We start from the raw sequence: 17,090 nt of genomic DNA, 5'->3' as shown, positions 1-17,090 counted from the left end.
GACTGCACTTTTCGGACGAGTGGCACGCAGTGCCACTCGTCACGTGTTCATTGGATCAGGTGAATCGATACGCTCTGTGGAGTATTTTGGTGGAATCGACTGCGTTGAGTGGTGATGGCTTCAGGTAGTGAAGGAACCCCAAACTGCTGACTACTCACCAGTTAACTTTCGATCCGGTGGCGGACGAGTGGTTACGTCCCCATGACGTCCAAGTGGGCGTACCCAGGGGCCTTTGATCTGGGTATGTTCCTCGCCGTCAGGGCAGTACCGAGCCTCGGGAGTCGAGAGCCGTGTCGGAAAACAAAGATCACCAGGATCAGAAGTTCGTTTACGACTTCACCGAGGGCAATAGGGATCTCAAGGATCTGCTCGGCGGCAAGGGCGCCAACCTCGCCGAGATGACCAATCTCGGTCTGCCCGTCCCTCCGGGCTTCACGATCACCACCGAGGCGTGCAAGGTCTACCTCGACAGCGGTTTCGAACCTCCCGCCCTCCGGGCCGAGGTGAGTGCGCACCTCGACGCCCTTGAGCAGACGATGGGCAAGAAGCTCGGCCAGCCCGGCGACCCTCTGCTCGTATCCGTACGCTCGGGCGCCAAGTTCTCCATGCCCGGCATGATGGACACCGTCCTCAACATCGGCCTCTCCGACGAGTCCGTGGCCGGGCTCGCCCAGCAGTCCGGTGACGAGCGCTTCGCCTGGGACTCCTACCGCCGGCTGATCCAGATGTTCGGCAGGACCGTCCTCGGCGTCGACGGCGATCTCTTCGAGGAGGCGCTGGAGGAGGCGAAGGCCGCCAAGAAGGTCACCGTCGACACCGACCTCGACGCCGGCGATCTGAAGAAGCTGGTCAAGCACTTCAAGAAGATCGTCAAGTCCGCGGCCGGACGCGACTTCCCGCAGGACCCGCGCGAGCAGATGGACCTGGCCATCAAGGCGGTCTTCGACTCGTGGAACGGCGACCGCGCCAAGCTCTACCGCCGCCAGGAGCGCATCCCCAACGACCTCGGCACGGCGGTCAACGTCTGCTCCATGGTCTTCGGCAACCTCGGCCCCGACTCCGGCACCGGCGTCGCCTTCACCCGCGACCCGGCCAGCGGCCAGCAGGGCGTCTACGGCGACTACCTCCAGAACGCGCAGGGCGAGGACGTCGTCGCGGGCATCCGCAACACCGTGCCGCTCGCCGATCTGGAGAAGATCGACAAGACGTCGTACGACCAGCTCATGGCGATCATGGAGAAGCTGGAGCGCCACTACCTCGACCTCTGCGACATCGAGTTCACCATCGAGCGCGGCCAGCTGTGGATGCTCCAGACCCGCGTCGGCAAGCGGACCGCCGGAGCCGCCTTCCGCATCGCCACCCAGCTCGTCGACCAGGGGCTGATCGACGAGGCCGAGGCGCTCCAGCGCGTCACCGGCGCCCAGCTCGCGCAGCTGATGTTCCCGCGCTTCGACGAGGACGCCAAGGTCGAACTCCTCGGCCGGGGCATCGCCGCCTCGCCCGGCGCGGCCGTCGGCAAGGCCGTGTTCGACTCGTACACGGCGATCAAGTGGTCGCGCTCCGGTGAGAAGGTCATTCTCATCCGCCGCGAGACCAACCCCGACGACCTCGACGGAATGATCGCCGCCGAGGGCATCCTGACCTCCCGCGGCGGCAAGACCTCGCACGCCGCCGTCGTCGCCCGCGGCATGGGCAAGACCTGTGTCTGCGGCGCCGAGGACCTCGAAGTCGACACCAAGCGCCGGCGGATGACCGTCAACGGCACCGTCGTCGAGGAGGGCGACGTCGTCTCCATCGACGGCTCCACCGGCAAGGTCTACCGGGGCGAGGTCCCGGTCGTGCCGTCGCCGGTCGTCGAGTACTTCGAGGGCCGGATGCACGCCGGAGCCGACGACGCCGACGAACTGGTCGCCGCCGTGCACCGGATCATGGCGTACGCGGACCGGGTGCGGAGGCTGCGCGTGCGGGCCAACGCCGACAACGCCGAGGACGCCCTGCGCGCCCGCCGGTTCGGCGCCCAGGGCATCGGCCTCTGCCGCACCGAGCACATGTTCCTCGGCGAGCGCCGCGAGATGGTCGAGAAGCTGATCCTCGCCGACACCGACGACGAGCGCGCGACCGCTCTCGACGAGCTCCTGCCGCTCCAGAAGAAGGACTTCATCGAGCTGTTCGAGGCGATGGACGGCCTCCCGGTGACGGTCCGGCTGCTCGACCCGCCGCTGCACGAGTTCCTGCCCGACATCACCGAGCTGTCCGTACGCGTCGCGCTCGCCGAGTCCCGCAAGGACCACAACGAGAACGATCTGCGCCTCCTCCAGGCCGTCCACCGGCTGCACGAGCAGAACCCGATGCTGGGTCTGCGCGGGGTACGGCTCGGACTGGTCATCCCCGGTCTGTTCACCATGCAGGTACGGGCGATCGCCGAGGCCGCCGCCGCCCGCAAGGACGCCAAGGGCGACCCGCGCGCCGAGATCATGATCCCCCTGGTCGGTACCGTCCAGGAGCTGGAGATCGTCCGGGACGAGGCCGAGCAGGTCATCGCCGAGGTCGAGGCGGCCACCGGCGTGGAACTGAAGCTCGCGCTCGGCACGATGATCGAGCTGCCGCGCGCCGCGCTGACGGCCGGGCAGATCGCCGAGGCCGCCGAGTTCTTCAGCTTCGGCACCAACGACCTCACCCAGACCGTGTGGGGCTTCTCCCGCGACGACGTGGAAGCCTCGTTCTTCACGGCCTACCTCGAGAAGGGCATCTTCGGGGTCTCGCCGTTCGAGACCATCGACAAGGACGGGGTCGGCGCACTCGTCCGGAGCGCGGCCGAGGCCGGCCGGGCCACCCGCCCGGATCTGAAGCTCGGCGTCTGCGGTGAGCACGGCGGCGATCCGGAGTCGGTCCACTTCTTCCATGAGGCGGGTCTCGACTACGTCTCCTGCTCGCCGTTCCGGATCCCGGTGGCGCGGCTGGAGGCCGGTCGGGCGGCGGCGGAGTCGAAGGGCAGCGACTCCCGCTGACGGCGTCTTCGGGGGAGGGCCGTCCGGCTGACGGTCCTCCCGCCGGATTCTCCCCGACGGTCCTCCCGTCGGGTTCTCCCCGTGCCGACGGGCTCCCCGTACTCACGGAGGGACGCGCTGAAGCCACGGAGGGGCGTGGGAGAGCACTGATGAACACCGGAGCGCCGGGTGGTCCGTACCGGACCCTCAACGGCCCGCAGCGGCTCCGGAGCGGGGAAAGCGGAGGGGCGGGCGCCTGTGCGGGGCACCCGCCCCTTCCGCTTGTTTACGCGGCTTCTCCGAACGTCAGTGCTTCACATCACATCTTCGATTTTCGTCGTTGGCGCCTTCAGCGGTCTTCCCTTACTCCCTGTCGCCTCTGTCGCCCCTGTGATTCCTGTGGTTCCTGTGGGTTTTCTGCCGACCGCTCGGTAAACAGCGGACGGGGCGCGGCCGGTGGATCCCCATCCACGGGCCGCGCCCCATTACCCCGGCCGGACAGGGAGCCGCACCCTCTGTCACCCGCCGCCGAACGTGCAAAGCCCCCCACGGTCTTCGTCACGTCCATCGGAGACAGAAGGAACCTGCCCGACGCCGTACAGCCTTTCGGTTCGCCCCCGGCTTCTGCGAGACATTTCAACTCTGGCTGAAACTCCGTGGTAACCGGTTGTGATGATGTGCATACTCAGTGGTAGGGGCGATTGCGAGTGCAACAAGTGGGGGTTCGGTGCTGCGTATCCATTTCACCGGTGACGACTTGGCCAGAGTGAGAATGGCCACAAAGCCGGATGTGCTGTGGGAGACGATTCTCAGTTTTCACCGATTGAGGGAGCGTCGACGTGCGGTGATGTTCGGTGAATGGCGCTCGGAAACGCGGGCCAGGTTGAATGGTGAAACAAACCTGCTGGCCGCTTTGGTGCCGCCCCGAGGCTATTTCCCGGACTTTCTCACGCCGCCCCAAAGCAGCGGCGGCCTTGAACCCGGACTCGAGGCGATACGGGCCACAGCGCCCGAACGGTTACATTCCGAACTGACTCTCGCTTCAGCAGGTCGTGCAGGTGGGCGTGCAGCGGGCCGTGCAGGCGGCGCGGGACGCATGGGCCGCCCCGGCGGCCGTTCGGCTCTCGCGGGGCTCGCGGAGGGCACTCAGGAGGCGCTGTCCCGGCTCGTCTCGGTGCTCCGCGGCTACCACCAGGCCGCCATCGTGCCGTACTGGGCGCACATCCAGGCGAGGGTCGAGGCGGACCGCGCCGTCCGGGGCCGGGCCCTGCTGGACGGCGGAGCCGCCGAACTCCTCCGTTCGCTCCCTCCCGTACTGCGCTGGCGCGCTCCCGTACTGGAGGCGGACTATCCCGTCGATCGCGAACTCCGACTGGACGGGCGGGGACTGCTGCTCCAGCCGTCGTTCTTCTGCCAGGGCACCCCGGTGATGCTCAGGGACGCGTCGCTCCCGCCGGTCCTCGTCTATCCCGCGGCCCACGCCCCCGACCCCGCGTTCGGCGAGACGTCCGCCACGCTCGGCGCCTCCCTCGGCAAGCTCGTCGGCCACACCCGCTCCGCCGTCCTCCAGGCCATCCGTCACGGCTGCACCACCAGCGAACTCGCCCGGAGAGCGGGGGTGTCGCTGGCGTCCGCCAGCCAGCACGCGGCGGTCCTCAGAGAAGCCGGTCTGGTGCTGACCCTGCGCCATGGCAACGCCGTACTGCACACGCTGACGCCGCTGGGCGCGGCCCTGCTGAGGGGCGGCGCGCCCGCGGAGGCGGCGGGGTAGCCCGATCCGCCGACCGCGGACGCGGTGTGACGCGGTGATGGGCCCGGCGCGGCGAGGTGACGGGCCGGGCCGGGGCCCGGTCGTCTGGCCCGGTGCGTCAAATCCCGGCCCCGGCTCCGGCCATGGCGGTGGCCCCGGCTGGAGCCCGGACGACGGCCACCGTGACTACGGTTACCGCCAGGACCTCGGGGACTTCCGTTCCGGGGATTTCCGTTCGGAGGACTTCCGCTCCGGGTCCGTCAGACGGAAGCGCAGCCGGCAGATCACCGCCTCCGTGTCCCGGCGGACGGCGTGCGCCAGCACCGCCCCACGCTGGTTCTGCAGGATCCGCTGCCACAGTCGTTCCGGCTCGACCTCGGGGATCAGCACGGTGACCCGCGTCGACGGGTGGTACCGGTACACCTTCCGTACGTACTCCGACACCGGCCGCCCTATCGTCCGGTGCTCCGAGTGCAGTTCCACCAGTTCCACGCCCGGATTCCACTGATCCCAGTCCCGGCGGAGGGCCCTCGCCTCGTCGCGGTCCTCCTCATCGGGGTGGGTCACCGTCACGGCCCGTACCTCGTCGCCCAGGGACACGGCCGCGTTCACCGCCTCGCAGGTCAGCCGGGACAGATGCGATACGGGCACGATCACGAGCGAGCGTTCGCGGCGCGGGGCGTCGGGGAGCCGGCCCAGGGCGATCCGCTCGTCGATCCTTCCGTACGCCCGGTGGACCCACTCGAAGAGCAGCACCAGCGCGGGCAGCGCGATCACGATCAGCCACGCCCCCTCGGTGAACTTGGTGGCGGTCACGACGACGGCGCTGACACCCGTCAGTAAGGCCCCGAGCCCGTTCAGCGCGGCCCTGCGCCGCCCGCCGGGGGCGCGCGCCCCACGCCAGTGGATCACCATCCCGGCCTGGCAGATGGTGAAGCCGACGAAGACGCCGATCGCGAAGAGCGGCACCAGAGTGTTGGTGTCGCCGCCGGAGAAGACGAGCAGCAGGGCGGCGACGGCGGCGAGCGCCAGCACCCCGTGGCGGTGCACCTGGCGGTCGGCCTTGAGCCGGAACAGATGCGGGAGATAGTTGTCGCGGGCCAGCAGCGACATCAGCACCGGCAGTCCGCCGAACGAGGTGTTCGCCGCCAGTGCCAGCAGAACGACGGTCGCGAACTGAACGACGTAGAAACCCCAGTTGTGGCCGAGCGAGGCGTCCGCGAGCTGCGCGAGCACGGTCACGCCCTCCACGGGCTGGAGATGAAAGCGTCCGATGAGGATCGACAGCCCGATCAGCATCACCCCCAGCAGACAGCCGAGCGCTACCTCTGTGCGCTGGGCCCGCTTCGCGGCCGGGGCACGGAACGAGGGGACGGCGTTGGCGACCGCCTCCACACCGGTCAGCGCCGAACAGCCGGAGGCGAACGCCTTCAGCAGCAGCAGCGCGCCGACCGTGGTGGCGCTATCGCCCAGCGCGGACGCGTGACCGGCGGCGGTCTCCGTGGAGGCGGGGGAGCTCCGGAACAGACCGACGACGATCAGGGTGAGGATCGAGCCGACGAAGACCGCGGTCGGGAGGATGAACGCCTTCGCCGAATCGACGATCCCCCGCAGATTCACCCCCGTCACCAGCACCAGGACGCCCAGGCAGAGCATCAGCCGGTCGTCGTACAGAGAAGGGAAAGCGGAGGTCAGGGCCGCGACGCCCGCGGTGACGGAGACCGCGACATTCAGCACGTAGTCGAGGATCAGCGAGGCCGCCGCGGTCAGCGCCGTCCGGCGGCCCAGGTGCGCCTTGGCGACCGCGTACGAGCCGCCGCCGTTCGGGAACGCGGCGATGACCTGGCGGTACGAGGCGACGAGCACGACGAGCAGCGCGGCGATGGCGAGCGTGACGGGCAGGGTGAAGCCCAGCCCGACCGCCCCCGCGGTGGCCAGTACGAGAACGATGGCCTCGGGTCCGTACGCCACCGAGGCCATCGCGTCCAGGGAGAGCGCGGCCAGTCCCTGGAGTGAGGTGAGCCGGTGCCGGTCGCCGGAGGCCCTCCCCGGCGGGCGCGGGGGTGGCACGACCCCCTCCCCGGACGGCCCGGAGGACCCAGAGCGTGCGGAGAGAATGGTCATCGTGCTGGGTACCTCCCGGAGGGTGCCCTCGGGATGAGGGCAGCAACCCAGCGTGGGGGCGTGTTTTTCCCTGTACGGGCCTTCTTGTCGCATCCCTTGCGCCGGAGCGTCCGGTCTTCACACGACATTGACGCCGGGCGTACGGAAACCGTCAGCGGGTGGCGGAGGAGGCGGCCGGGAGCGCCGGGTGGGCCTACCGTCCGGGCATGGAATCCGAGAGCCGGGACGGTGGGTCCCCAGGGTGCGGTGGTACGGACGGTTCCTCCGGGGCCGAGGGCGGGGCCGTGGGCCCTGTGGCCCGAGGCGACGGCGGAGGCGCGAGTGGTGCGGTGGGCGGTGCCGGGGGACGGGCAGGAGGCGGGGGCGCAAGTGGTGCGGCGGGCGATGCCGTGGGATGGGCAGGAGACGGCGGCGCGGACTGTTCCACGAGTGGTGCAGCGGATCGCGCCGGGGATCGTGCAGCGGGGCGAGCCGTGGATCGGGTGGCAGGCGGCCCCGCGGGGCGGGCGGAGCGTGGGCCTGCGGAACGTCGGACTGCGGGGCGTGCCGCGGAAGGCCGGGACCAGGGGATCCGCTGGAGCGCCCCCTACCGCCCGGACTCCGCCGCCGACACGGGCGACGGCCGGGTGCTGGCGGAGGACCGGCGCTGGCTGCACGATCTGCGGGCCGCCGTCTTCTGCGCCGCCTCACTGCTCGCACTCCTCCATATCGTGGACTTCGCGGGCAGCGCCCTGAGCGCGCCTCGCTCCTTCCTCTGGTGCGTCCTCTCCGTGACCCTCTTCGCCGTCCTCTATCCGCCCCGCGTCTCCGTCGGCCACGACTGGCTGTCGGTACGCGGCCTGCTGGGGGAGCGCCGGGTCAGCATTCAGCTGCTCACCCATGTCGCCCGCCGCGAGGGAATCGCCCAGCGGATCGTGCTCAGGGACATACGCGGACGGCGCGTCGAGGTGGACCCGATCACCCTCGCCGGGAACCCGCTGATCTGGCACGAACTCGACAGGGGAGCGCGCAGATCACGCGAACGCGGACTGCTGCGCACCGGGTCCGGGGTGCTCCAGGCGCTCTCCGACCGGATCGAGTCGGACACGGTCCGCGCGGTCTTCGACGCGTCCGGCCTCCGCTGACTCCGGCCTCCGCTGACTCCGGACGCCGGGGAGTCTGGACGCCGGGGAGTTTCGGGCCAGTCGCGCACCCGCCGTGCCGCGACCGGTCACCACGGCGTCCGGTGCCGTCCGCGCAGCGTCCCGCACCGGTGCCGCGCAGGGGACCCCGGCTGTTTCCCGCCGTGGAAGCCGCCCTCGACGAGGCCCGCGCCGGGCCGGTGAAGGCCCCGGAGTGTAGGGTGGACCGTCCCCGCACAGGTGGTTCCGCAGACCCGTGCCGGGCCCATGCCGAGATCGCTCCGAGGAGGTGAGACCGATTACCGCTGTGGCAGATCGGGTGCTCTCACCTCATGGCCTTTCGGCCGTTCCGGGTCACCGGCTCGGGTGACCCGGAGAGCGCCCTTCGGTATCCCGGAAGGCTCTCATGTCGGTTTCCTCCTCGTCTCCTTCTCAGGCTCCCTCTCTCCCCGCGCTTGCTCCGGCTCCCGTGCTTCCCGCGATTGCTCCGGGTCCCGCGCCATCTGAGCCTGCTCCGGCTCCCGTGCTTCCCGCGTCGGAGCTTGCCGTCCAGGCGCTTCCCGCGCCGACTCCGGGTTCCGCGCCCCCGCCGACGTCTCGCGCGGTTGCCGGGATCGCCGCCCGGCTCCGGGCCGCCGGCTGTGTCTTCGCCGAGGAGGAGGCCGCGCTGCTGCTCTCCGCCGCCCGCTCCCGCGCCGAACTCGCCGCCATGGTGGACCGGCGGATCTACGGGCTGCCGCTGGAACACGTCCTCGGCTGGGCCGAGTTCTGCGGCCTTCGCATGGCCGTCGACCCCGGAGTCTTCGTACCCCGCCGCCGTACCGAGTTCCTCGTCCGGCAGGCCGCCGCCCTCGCACCGGCCGGGGCCGTCGTCGTCGATCTGTGCTGCGGCTCCGGCGCGCTCGGCGCGGCCCTGGCCGCGGACGCGGACGCGGACCGGGTCGAGCTGCACGCCGCCGACATCGACCCGGCCGCCGTGCGCTGTGCCCGCCGCAATGTGGAAGCGGCCGGAGGGCGGGTGTACGAAGGCGACCTCTACGAACCGCTGCCCGCCCGCCTCCGGGGCCGGGTCGATGTGCTGCTGGCCAATGTGCCGTACGTACCGACCGAGGAGATCGGCCTGCTGCCCGCCGAGGCACGTGTTCACGAGGCACGCGTCGCGCTCGACGGCGGCGCGGACGGACTCGACGTCCTGCGGCGGGTCGCGGCCGGAGCGTACGCATGGCTGGCACCGGGCGGCTCCCTGCTGTTCGAGACGGGCGAAGGGCAGGCGGACCAGGCCATGGGGATCGTCTCGCGGAGCGGCCTGGACCCCTCGGTGGCGACCTCGGAGGAGCTGTACGCGACGGTCGTGATCGGCACCCGCTCCTGAGTGAACGAGGCCACCGGGCGGACGCGGCCTCGGCACAGCGCTATGCGGAGTCCTTGGACTCCTTGTCCTTGGCGTCCTTGGTGTTGTCCTTGGAGTCCTTGGAGTCCTTGGCGTTCCGTACGCCGATGAGATGCGCGTAGGCCACCACATTCCCCCGGTAGCCGGACTTCGCGTCGAACACGCCGCCGCAGGTGATCACCCGTAGCTCGGCGCGGTCCTTTGCCCCGTACACCTTCTTGTCCGGGAAGTCGTTGTACTCGTACACCTCGACGGCGTCGATCGTGAAGACGGCGGTACGCCCGTCGGTCCGCGACACCTCGATGCGATGGCCCTTGTGGAGCGCGCCGAGGTGGTAGAAGACCGCAGGGCCTTCGGCGTTGTCGACATGGCCGGCGACGATGGCGGTGCCCTTGCTGCCGGGCACACCGCCGTCCCGGTACCAGCCCGCGAGATTCCGGTCCTCGGCGGGCGGGACCTCCAGACTGCCCGCACTGTCGAGGCCGAGTTCCATCAAAGGCGTGTCGACCCGGAGATCGGGGATCCGGAGCCGTAGCGGCTGGGACGGCGGCAGCGGGTCGGCGGCGGCGTCCGTATGCGTGTGCGGCCCGGCCGCGAACGCCTGGGCGGCGGAGGGCATGGGCGGGGTGATGGGGTGCGAGCCGTTCTGCACCAGCCACACACCGACGCAGGCCGCGGCTGTCAGACACCACCCTTGGGTCTTGGAGTTCAACGGTCCTCCGTTCGGGGCTGCGGTGTGCGTGTGCGTGTACGGGCGCCCGCGTGCGGGGAGGCGTGCTGTGGCGCTGTCATGCCGAGGCGTCGTCGTACCCCGTTCCCCGCGGGTCGGGGCCTGCCGGGAACGGGGTACGAGGCGGGTACGCCGTCCGGTCGTGGCCGGCCGGTCCGTCAGCCGCCCTGCGCGTCTCTCGCCCGACGGCGCAGGAGCAGCGCCCCGCCGACGGCGGTGGCGGCCAGTACGGCCGCACCCGCCGTGATCTGTGTGGTGTCGGGGCCCACGCTGCCGCCGAGACCGGTCCGCACATGGCCGCGCGGCTCCCTGCGGCCCTCGTCTTCTCGTCCGCCTTTGTCGCGGCCTTCGTCGTGGCCGCCCTTGTCGCGTTCGTCGCCGCCGTATCCGCCCTTGTCTCGGCCCTCGTCGTGGTTTCCGCCCCTGTCACGCTCGTCTTCTCGTCCGCCTTTGTCGCGGCCTTCGTCGTGGCCGCCCTTGTCACGTTCGTCGCCGCCGTATCCGCCCCTGTCACGGCCCTCGTCGTCACGGGACCTGTCCTCGGTGGACTGATTACCCAGCGCGATCACGTTGGCCGACGCGGACTGGCCACCGGTCTTGCAGCGCACCACGAGGGGGTAGCTCCCGGACTCCGTGCCGCGGGGGATCCTGAACTTGCCGACCGCCGCCTCCTCGTACGTCACGGAAGACAGCCGGAGCCCACCTCCGCTCAGCGGGCGGGCATCGCCTATCGCCTGGCCGTCGCCGCCGCATACGGCGGTGTTCATGGTCATGGTCGAGCCCGGTCCGGCGGTCGTGGGGAAGGCGTCGAGCGAGTTGAGGTCGGCGGCGTGCGCTGCGGAGGCACCGAGTCCGAGACCCAGGGTGGCGGCTGCCAGTGCGGCACTGGTCGTCAGGCGGGCGGTGGTGCGCATGGGGTTCCTCCGGGAGCGCGGTAGGTAGGGGTGTCTCCTTTGAGGTAATGCGGCCGCTGCCGCTCATGCCTGCTGATGCCTCATCAGACTCATGGCCCCGACTCGGTGCGGGACACTGGCGGATCGGTGTTTTAGCAGGTCAGTCGCGTGATGGGAGTTTCCGCGAGAGGGCGCGCCGATCGGGTGACGAGGCGCTCGGGTGCGGTGTGCCGTCTCTCCGGGGTTCGGATCCGGCCCCACGTCCCGCCCCGCTTCCGGCCCTGCTCCTGTTCGGATCCGGTCCCATTGCAGGCGTCGTACTCGGCCGAGACCCCCTCCATGAGCACGTGGTCGATCGCGTACTCCACCGAGTGCGCGCCCGCCTCGATCCGGGCCACGGGGGCGAACCCCTGCGAATCGGTGATGAGAGCCGCCCGATGGGCCCCTGGCCGACGAGCGTCACCGGGCGGCGTGCCGACGGCAGACGCGGTTCCAGCGCCGTGCCCCCGGTGGAACGGCGTCGTCCGGAACGGGTGCGATTCGGGCGCAGCGGGATACAGTGACGCCTGCCGGACGGTCACTTCCGGACACGGTGGCCGCCGGGGCAGCAGCAGGGTGGGCGGAGAGGGGCGCTGTGGAACCGCGGACGCTGATCGACCAGTTGGCGGACAATGTGCTGTTCGCCGATGTGCCCGGGAGCGTCGCCGCCGACCTGACCGGCCGCGGAACGGTACGGCACTGCGCGCGCAGCCAGGTGATCTTCGAAGAAGGGCAGGCCGGGGGCAGCGTGTTCTGTCTCGCCGCGGGCAAGGTCAAACTCATGCGCGAGGGCGTCACCGGCCGGCAGGAGATCTATATGGTCGTGGGCCCCGGCGATGTGTTCGGCAACCTCGACCCGTTCGGCCCGCCGATGAGGCTCGGCTCCGCCGTCGCCATGACACCGTCGCTCGCCGTGGAGTTCGACCGCGATGCGCTGCGGTGGTGGATCACCACCCATCACGCGGCGGCCATCCGCGTCTTCCAGATCGCCGTGGACCGGGCGAACACGCTGCTGGAGGTCATGGAGGATCTGCTCGCTCCCGAGATCAGCACCCGGGTCGCCCGGGTGCTCCTGCGCCACGCCGAACGCTTCGGCCGGGTCACCAGCGAGGGAGTCCGCGTCACGCTCGACATGAGCCAGCACGAACTGGCCCACCACGTCGGCGCGTCCCGTGAGCGGGTGAACCGCACGCTCAGCGGCTTCGCGCGCCGGGGCTGGGTCACCCGGGACGGCTCCGACTATGTGCTGAGCGACATGGACAGCCTGAACCGCCACACCCGGGTGACGGACGCCCGCCGGGTCCGCCACGAGATCCGGTGAGCCGCTGACGGGCACCGGCCCGCCGCGCCCCGCCGCGCCCCATCCGGCACGGACCGGCCCTCACCGGTCGCCCTCCGCCCCCACGCCCCGCGACCCCGCCGTCCGGCAGGACCGCGACGCTGGTGAACCGTACGGCCCGGCCGGGCATCTCAAGACGCCGGACCGGCATCCCACGGCGCCGGACCGGCCGCCCGGGGCCGGGGCGAGCCGCGACCGGCCGGGGTCACCGGGTGGCCCGCGGATCCGGCCAGCCCGCGTAGTCCCGCCGGAAATACAGCAGCGGACGGGCGGCCTCCGTGCTGACGGCGCCGTCGAGGACGAGCCCCACCACGATCGTGTGGTCGCCCGCCTCCATGAGGTCGTACAGCGCGCACTCGGCATGGGCGACGGTGTCCCGGTGCAGGAGCGGCAGTCCCCGGGAGGACGTCGTCCATTCCACCCCGGTGAACCGGTCGGCGCCGGGACGCGCGAACAGGTCGGATACGGCGGCGGACTCGGCGCGCAGGATGTTGACCGCGAACGCCCCCCGCTCCTGGATGGCCGGCAGCGTGGACGAATCGCGTTTGATGCAGCTGAGCAGCAGCGGCGGCTCCGCCGACACGCTGCACACGGCGCCCGACGTCAGCCCCCGGGGTCCGCCGTCCTCCCCGGTGGTGGTCACCACGGTGACCCCGGTGGGCAGCGAACCCGCGATCTGCTTCAGCAGGGGGGCGGCGACTCCGTACCCCGCCAGCGCGAGATCGCCCAGCCGGTGCCCCTTCGGCGTCGCACGGACGGGATCACGGGTGAACGCCGCCGAACGGGCGGGATCACGGGTGAACGATGCGCTCATGACGCCTCCTGGTCTCGGTCCTCGGAATCAGACCATGACCCCGGTGCCGTGCCCGCGTACACCGGATGTGCCATATGGCACCCCGCGCGGTCAGCGGTTATGCCGTATGGCACAGATCGTTGAGCGGGGACGCCCCGCACTGCCACCGTCGAGCGACCCGCTGCTCCTTCTCGCAATGAACCGGGAGTCCGCCCATGCGCTTCTCGATCTACCTCAACGCCCAGTCGCCGAGCCCGGAACACGACCGGGACATCATCGCGGCGGTCACCGAGCAGGCCGTCATCGCCGACCGGGCGGGCTTCGCGGGTATCTGCCTCACCGACCACCACTTCACCGGTTACAACACCTACGGCAACCCCTTCACCTTCGGCGCCTATCTGTACCCGCGGCTGACCAACTCCACCATCGTGCTCTCGGTCGCCGTTCCCGCCCTCTCCAACCCGCTGAACTTCGCCGAGCAGTGCAATCTGCTCGACATGCTCACGCAGGGCAACTGTGTGATCGGGATCGGGTCCGGCGGATCTCCGCTGGAGTACCTGGGTCTGGGCCGCGATCCCCAGCGGCGCGGCGCGCTGACCGAGGAGACGATGGCGGTGGTCGAGGCCGCCCTGGACAAGACGCTCGACGATCCCGATCTGGAGTACCGCACCGAGCACGCCCAGGGGACCCTGCGGCTGCGCATCATGCCGACCTCCTGGAACCGGCGTCCGAGGTTCGCGCGAGCGGCGCTCACCGAGGACGGAGCCCTCGCGGCGGCGCGCCGGGGATGGCCGCTGATGACCGGCCGGATGCTGCCCGACGAGATCGGGTCGAGGTACGCGCTGTACCACTCGGCCCTGGACGAGGCCGGCCATGACGCCGCGACCCTCGCCTATGCGCGGGAATGGTCCTTCACCCAGAAAATGATCTTCGTCGCGGAGACCGACGAAGCCGCCGCCGCGGCGGTCGAGGGCCCGCTGGACTATCTGACCACGATGACGCGCAATCTGTTCAGCACCTCCACGGGCACACCCGGCTTCAAGAACAGCGTGGTCGGCGTCTCGCCGGAGGACCGGACCGGCTTCGTGGAGAAGTCGATGATCATCGGCAGCCCGGACACCGTCGCGAAGAAGATCGGCGAGTACGAGGGCGTCGGGCTCGACCATATGAGCCTGGTCTTCCTGTACGGGCAGATGGACCCGGCCGTGGCGCGGCGGTCGCTGCACCTGTTCATCGACGAGGTGATGCCCCGCTACGCGTCGCCCGCCGCCGCGGGCCGGACGGCCGTACGCCGGTGAACCCCCGCAGCTCCTCCCTCCGACGTCAGCAGCACACAGAAACAGCACACAGAAACGCGGAAACAGCGCACGGAAACACGGAAATGAGGCATCACCCATGACCGCAGACGACCGCCGGACCGCGGTGACACGAACCATGGACCCGCTGCCCGTACCGCCCGGTGTGTGGGAGATCGACGCGGCGCACAGCCGCGTCGCCTTCTCCGTACGGCATATGACCATCGCCACCGTCTACGGCCGGTTCGGCGAGGTGACCGGCCGGGTGACCGTCCCGGACGACCCGGCGGCCCGGGCCACCGTGGAGGCGGCCATCGGGGTGGCCAGTGTGGCCTCGGGCCATCCGAAGCGGGACGAGCTGATCCGCTCACCCGAATTCCTCGATGTACTGAACTTTCCCCATATGACCTTCCACGGCGCCTCGGCCTCGTCCGCCACCACACCGGACGACCGGTACCCGGTGGACGGTGAACTGACGATCAAGGGCACGACCCAGCCGGTGCGCCTCGACGTCGGCCTCGGCGGATTCGTCACCCACCGCGGCGCCACGCGCGCGGGCTTCCACGCCACGACCTCGATCAACCGGAGGGCGTTCGGGCTCACCTTCGGCGCCCTGCTGGACACCGGCGGCGCCGTCGTGTCCGACCGCGTGGACATCCGGCTCGACATCGAACTCGTTCTCGCGGACGCCCCGTGAACGCGCCGTCCCCCTCCGGCCGGTCCGGCCGGAGTCTGGTCACCACGCTCTCGCCCGGACACCAGGAGCCGCGCTACACACCGCAGGAGCGCGCCAACCTCGACCTCATCCGCCGCTACCGGTCCGCCGCCTTCGCCGACCGGGCCGCCTTCGTCGGACCCGGCGCCCGGGTGACGAGAATCGGGATGAAGGCCCTGGGCGAGCTGTCCGGACTCGGCGCACACGGCTACCGCGCCGACTCCCTGTCCGACCGCCAGGACGAGATCACCGACATCATCGCCAAGGACGACATGGTCTGGGCGGTGTGGACCCTACGGGCCCGCCACACCGGCGTCCTGTTCGGCATCCCGCCGACGGGCCGCGCCTTGGAGATCGTGGAGACGGCCATCTGGCGCATCGAGGACCAGCGCATCGCCGAACACTGGTACTTCGCCGACGAACTGGAACTCCTCCGGCAATTGGGAGTCCTGCCCGACCCCGCCACTCTGCTCTCGTCCCCGACGCCCAAGGAGAGTTGACATGTCGACAAGATTCCTCCGTCGCCGGAGACTCGTTCCCGCCGTCCTCACCGTCCTGATGCTCACGGTCGCGGCCTGCGGAGCGGACGCCTCGGACGGCGGATCCAAGGGAGCGATACGGGTGGGCGCCTCGCTCCCGCTCACCGGCACGCTCTCCCAGCCGGGCAAGGCCGCCAAGGAGGGGTACGAGGTCTGGCGGAAGATGGTCAACGACGACGGCGGCCTCCTCGGCCGGAAAGTCGAACTCGTGATCAAGGACGACGCGTCCAACCAGAACACCATCGTCGCCGACTACAACGCTCTGATCAGCAAGGACAAGGTGGATCTGCTGGTCGGGAGCTACTCCTCCCTGCTGAACCTGCCGGCGTCGGCCGTGGCGGAACGCAACAAGAAGCTCTTCGTCGAACCGGCCGGCGGATCCCCCGAGATGTTCGAACGGGGCTTCGAGTATCTGTTCTTCACCCAGCAGGCCACGGCGGACAAGAGCGGTCTGACGTTCGCGAAGTGGATGGCGGGCCTGCCCGAGGCGGAGCGCCCCAAGACCGCCGCGTACCCCACGGTCGACGACCCGTTCGCCGCGCCCGCGGTGAAGACCATGAAGGACGTGCTGGAGAAGGCGGGGGTCAAGACCGTCTACGAGACCTCCTACCCGAGTGACACCAAGAACTTCGACACGATCGTCGCCGGGGTGAAGGCCGCCCGGCCCGAACTGGTCGTCAACGGCTCGGGGTTCGAGGACGGCGTCGGCGTCGTCCGCTCGCTGCTCAAGGCCGGTTTCACCCCCGACTGGCTCTATCAGATCGTGGCCCCCTCGCTCGGGAAGCAGTACGCGGACGCCGTCGGGGCGGAGAACACCGAAGGCGTCATGTTCAGCATCAGCCACGCCCCCCAGGCCAAGACTCCCGGCAACGAGGAGTTCGTCGCGGCCTACCGGAAGATGTTCGGCGGCCTGCCGCCCGAGGACGCCGCCGACGCGTTCGCCTCCGGCCAGGTGCTCCAGGCAGCCGTGGAGGGCGTCGGCGGTGTCGAGGACCAGACCGCCCTGGCCGACTGGCTGCGCGCCAACTCCGTCCAGACGGTCCTGGGCGAGCTGAGCTGGAACAAGGACGGCAGCCCCAGGGGCGAGTACCTGATCGGGCAGTGGCAGAACGGCCGGATCGAGTACGTCCTGCCGAACGGGATCGCCACCACCGACCGCATCGTCAAGGGGTGGAAGCCGGGTACCAAGAACTCGGGCACCGGGAACTGAGGCCCTCACGGGGCGGCGGGCCGGGTGCGCCGCCGCCCCGGACGGGCGACAGCGGAGACGGGCCCCGGCGGCGGTGTCCGTACGGCCCCTGCTGCCAGGCGGCGGGCCTTGACCTCAATCAGAGTTCCGGACTTGACCTCAAGTAAAGTCGAGGTAGGAGTCTCT

13 protein-coding genes are annotated in these 17,090 nt (G+C 70.3%); 9 read left to right on the top strand and 4 right to left on the bottom strand.

What is annotated here, in order from left to right:
- The first annotated feature begins 290 nt into the window (after positions 1-290).
- Together ppdK and ACWEFL_RS06395 are read left to right on the top strand one after the other, a co-directional pair.
- A complete protein-coding gene (ppdK, locus tag ACWEFL_RS06400; protein ID WP_451708247.1) occupies positions 291-3,008 on the top strand; it encodes a pyruvate, phosphate dikinase in 2,718 nt (905 codons plus the stop codon).
- 706 nt (positions 3,009-3,714) lie between these two features.
- On the top strand, positions 3,715-4,758 hold the full coding sequence (locus ACWEFL_RS06395) for an ArsR/SmtB family transcription factor (protein ID WP_451708245.1): 1,044 nt from the start codon (positions 3,715-3,717) through the stop codon (positions 4,756-4,758).
- A gap of 171 nt (positions 4,759-4,929) precedes the next feature.
- Here ACWEFL_RS06395 and ACWEFL_RS06390 read toward each other — a convergent pair whose 3' ends face one another.
- Complete coding sequence (locus tag ACWEFL_RS06390; protein WP_451708242.1) at positions 4,930-6,861, bottom strand: APC family permease; 1,932 nt, start codon at positions 6,859-6,861, stop codon at positions 4,930-4,932.
- A 473-nt stretch (positions 6,862-7,334) separates the two neighbouring features.
- Between ACWEFL_RS06390 and ACWEFL_RS06385 the strand changes: the two genes are divergently transcribed.
- Together ACWEFL_RS06385 and ACWEFL_RS06380 are read left to right on the top strand one after the other, a co-directional pair.
- Positions 7,335-7,985: a hypothetical protein gene (locus tag ACWEFL_RS06385; RefSeq protein WP_451708239.1), complete on the top strand. Its 651-nt coding sequence runs from the start codon at positions 7,335-7,337 to the stop codon at positions 7,983-7,985.
- Between the two features lie 520 nt (positions 7,986-8,505).
- Positions 8,506-9,354 carry a putative protein N(5)-glutamine methyltransferase gene (locus ACWEFL_RS06380; RefSeq protein ID WP_451708236.1) on the top strand — a complete coding sequence of 283 codons (849 nt, stop codon included), beginning with the start codon at positions 8,506-8,508 and terminating at the stop codon, positions 9,352-9,354.
- A gap of 40 nt (positions 9,355-9,394) precedes the next feature.
- Here the strand turns inward: ACWEFL_RS06380 and ACWEFL_RS06375 are convergent, their stop codons facing one another.
- Positions 9,395-10,084: a class F sortase gene (locus ACWEFL_RS06375; RefSeq protein ID WP_451708233.1), complete on the bottom strand. Its 690-nt coding sequence runs from the start codon at positions 10,082-10,084 to the stop codon at positions 9,395-9,397.
- 176 nt (positions 10,085-10,260) lie between these two features.
- Positions 10,261-11,016, bottom strand: coding sequence for a hypothetical protein (locus ACWEFL_RS06370; RefSeq protein ID WP_451708231.1), 756 nt, complete (start codon positions 11,014-11,016; stop codon positions 10,261-10,263).
- A gap of 613 nt (positions 11,017-11,629) precedes the next feature.
- Here ACWEFL_RS06370 and ACWEFL_RS06365 point away from each other — a divergent pair.
- A complete protein-coding gene (locus tag ACWEFL_RS06365) occupies positions 11,630-12,355 on the top strand; it encodes a Crp/Fnr family transcriptional regulator (RefSeq protein ID WP_451708229.1) in 726 nt (241 codons plus the stop codon).
- 223 nt (positions 12,356-12,578) lie between these two features.
- Here the strand turns inward: ACWEFL_RS06365 and ACWEFL_RS06360 are convergent, their stop codons facing one another.
- Positions 12,579-13,187 (bottom strand): flavin reductase family protein, encoded by a 609-nt coding sequence (locus tag ACWEFL_RS06360; protein WP_451708226.1) that lies wholly within the window; start codon positions 13,185-13,187, stop codon positions 12,579-12,581.
- A 194-nt stretch (positions 13,188-13,381) separates the two neighbouring features.
- Here ACWEFL_RS06360 and ACWEFL_RS06355 point away from each other — a divergent pair, with 194 nt between their 5' ends.
- From ACWEFL_RS06355 to ACWEFL_RS06340, 4 genes are all read left to right on the top strand, one after another.
- A complete protein-coding gene (locus tag ACWEFL_RS06355; RefSeq protein ID WP_451708224.1) occupies positions 13,382-14,464 on the top strand; it encodes an LLM class flavin-dependent oxidoreductase in 1,083 nt (360 codons plus the stop codon).
- 97 nt (positions 14,465-14,561) lie between these two features.
- Entirely contained in the window at positions 14,562-15,158 is a 597-nt protein-coding gene (locus ACWEFL_RS06350) for a YceI family protein (protein ID WP_451708222.1), read from the top strand.
- Complete coding sequence (locus ACWEFL_RS06345) at positions 15,155-15,676, top strand: ester cyclase (protein ID WP_451708219.1); 522 nt, start codon at positions 15,155-15,157, stop codon at positions 15,674-15,676. Before ACWEFL_RS06350 ends, ACWEFL_RS06345 begins: the two co-directional genes overlap by 4 nt.
- 1 nt (position 15,677) lies before the next feature.
- Positions 15,678-16,925: an amino acid ABC transporter substrate-binding protein gene (locus tag ACWEFL_RS06340; protein ID WP_451708216.1), complete on the top strand. Its 1,248-nt coding sequence runs from the start codon at positions 15,678-15,680 to the stop codon at positions 16,923-16,925.
- Positions 16,926-17,090: the final 165 nt, after the last annotated feature.

The sequence above is a fragment of the Streptomyces sp. NPDC004838 genome, from assembly GCF_053600955.1.
This window is presented reverse-complemented; position numbering and strand designations above follow the sequence as displayed.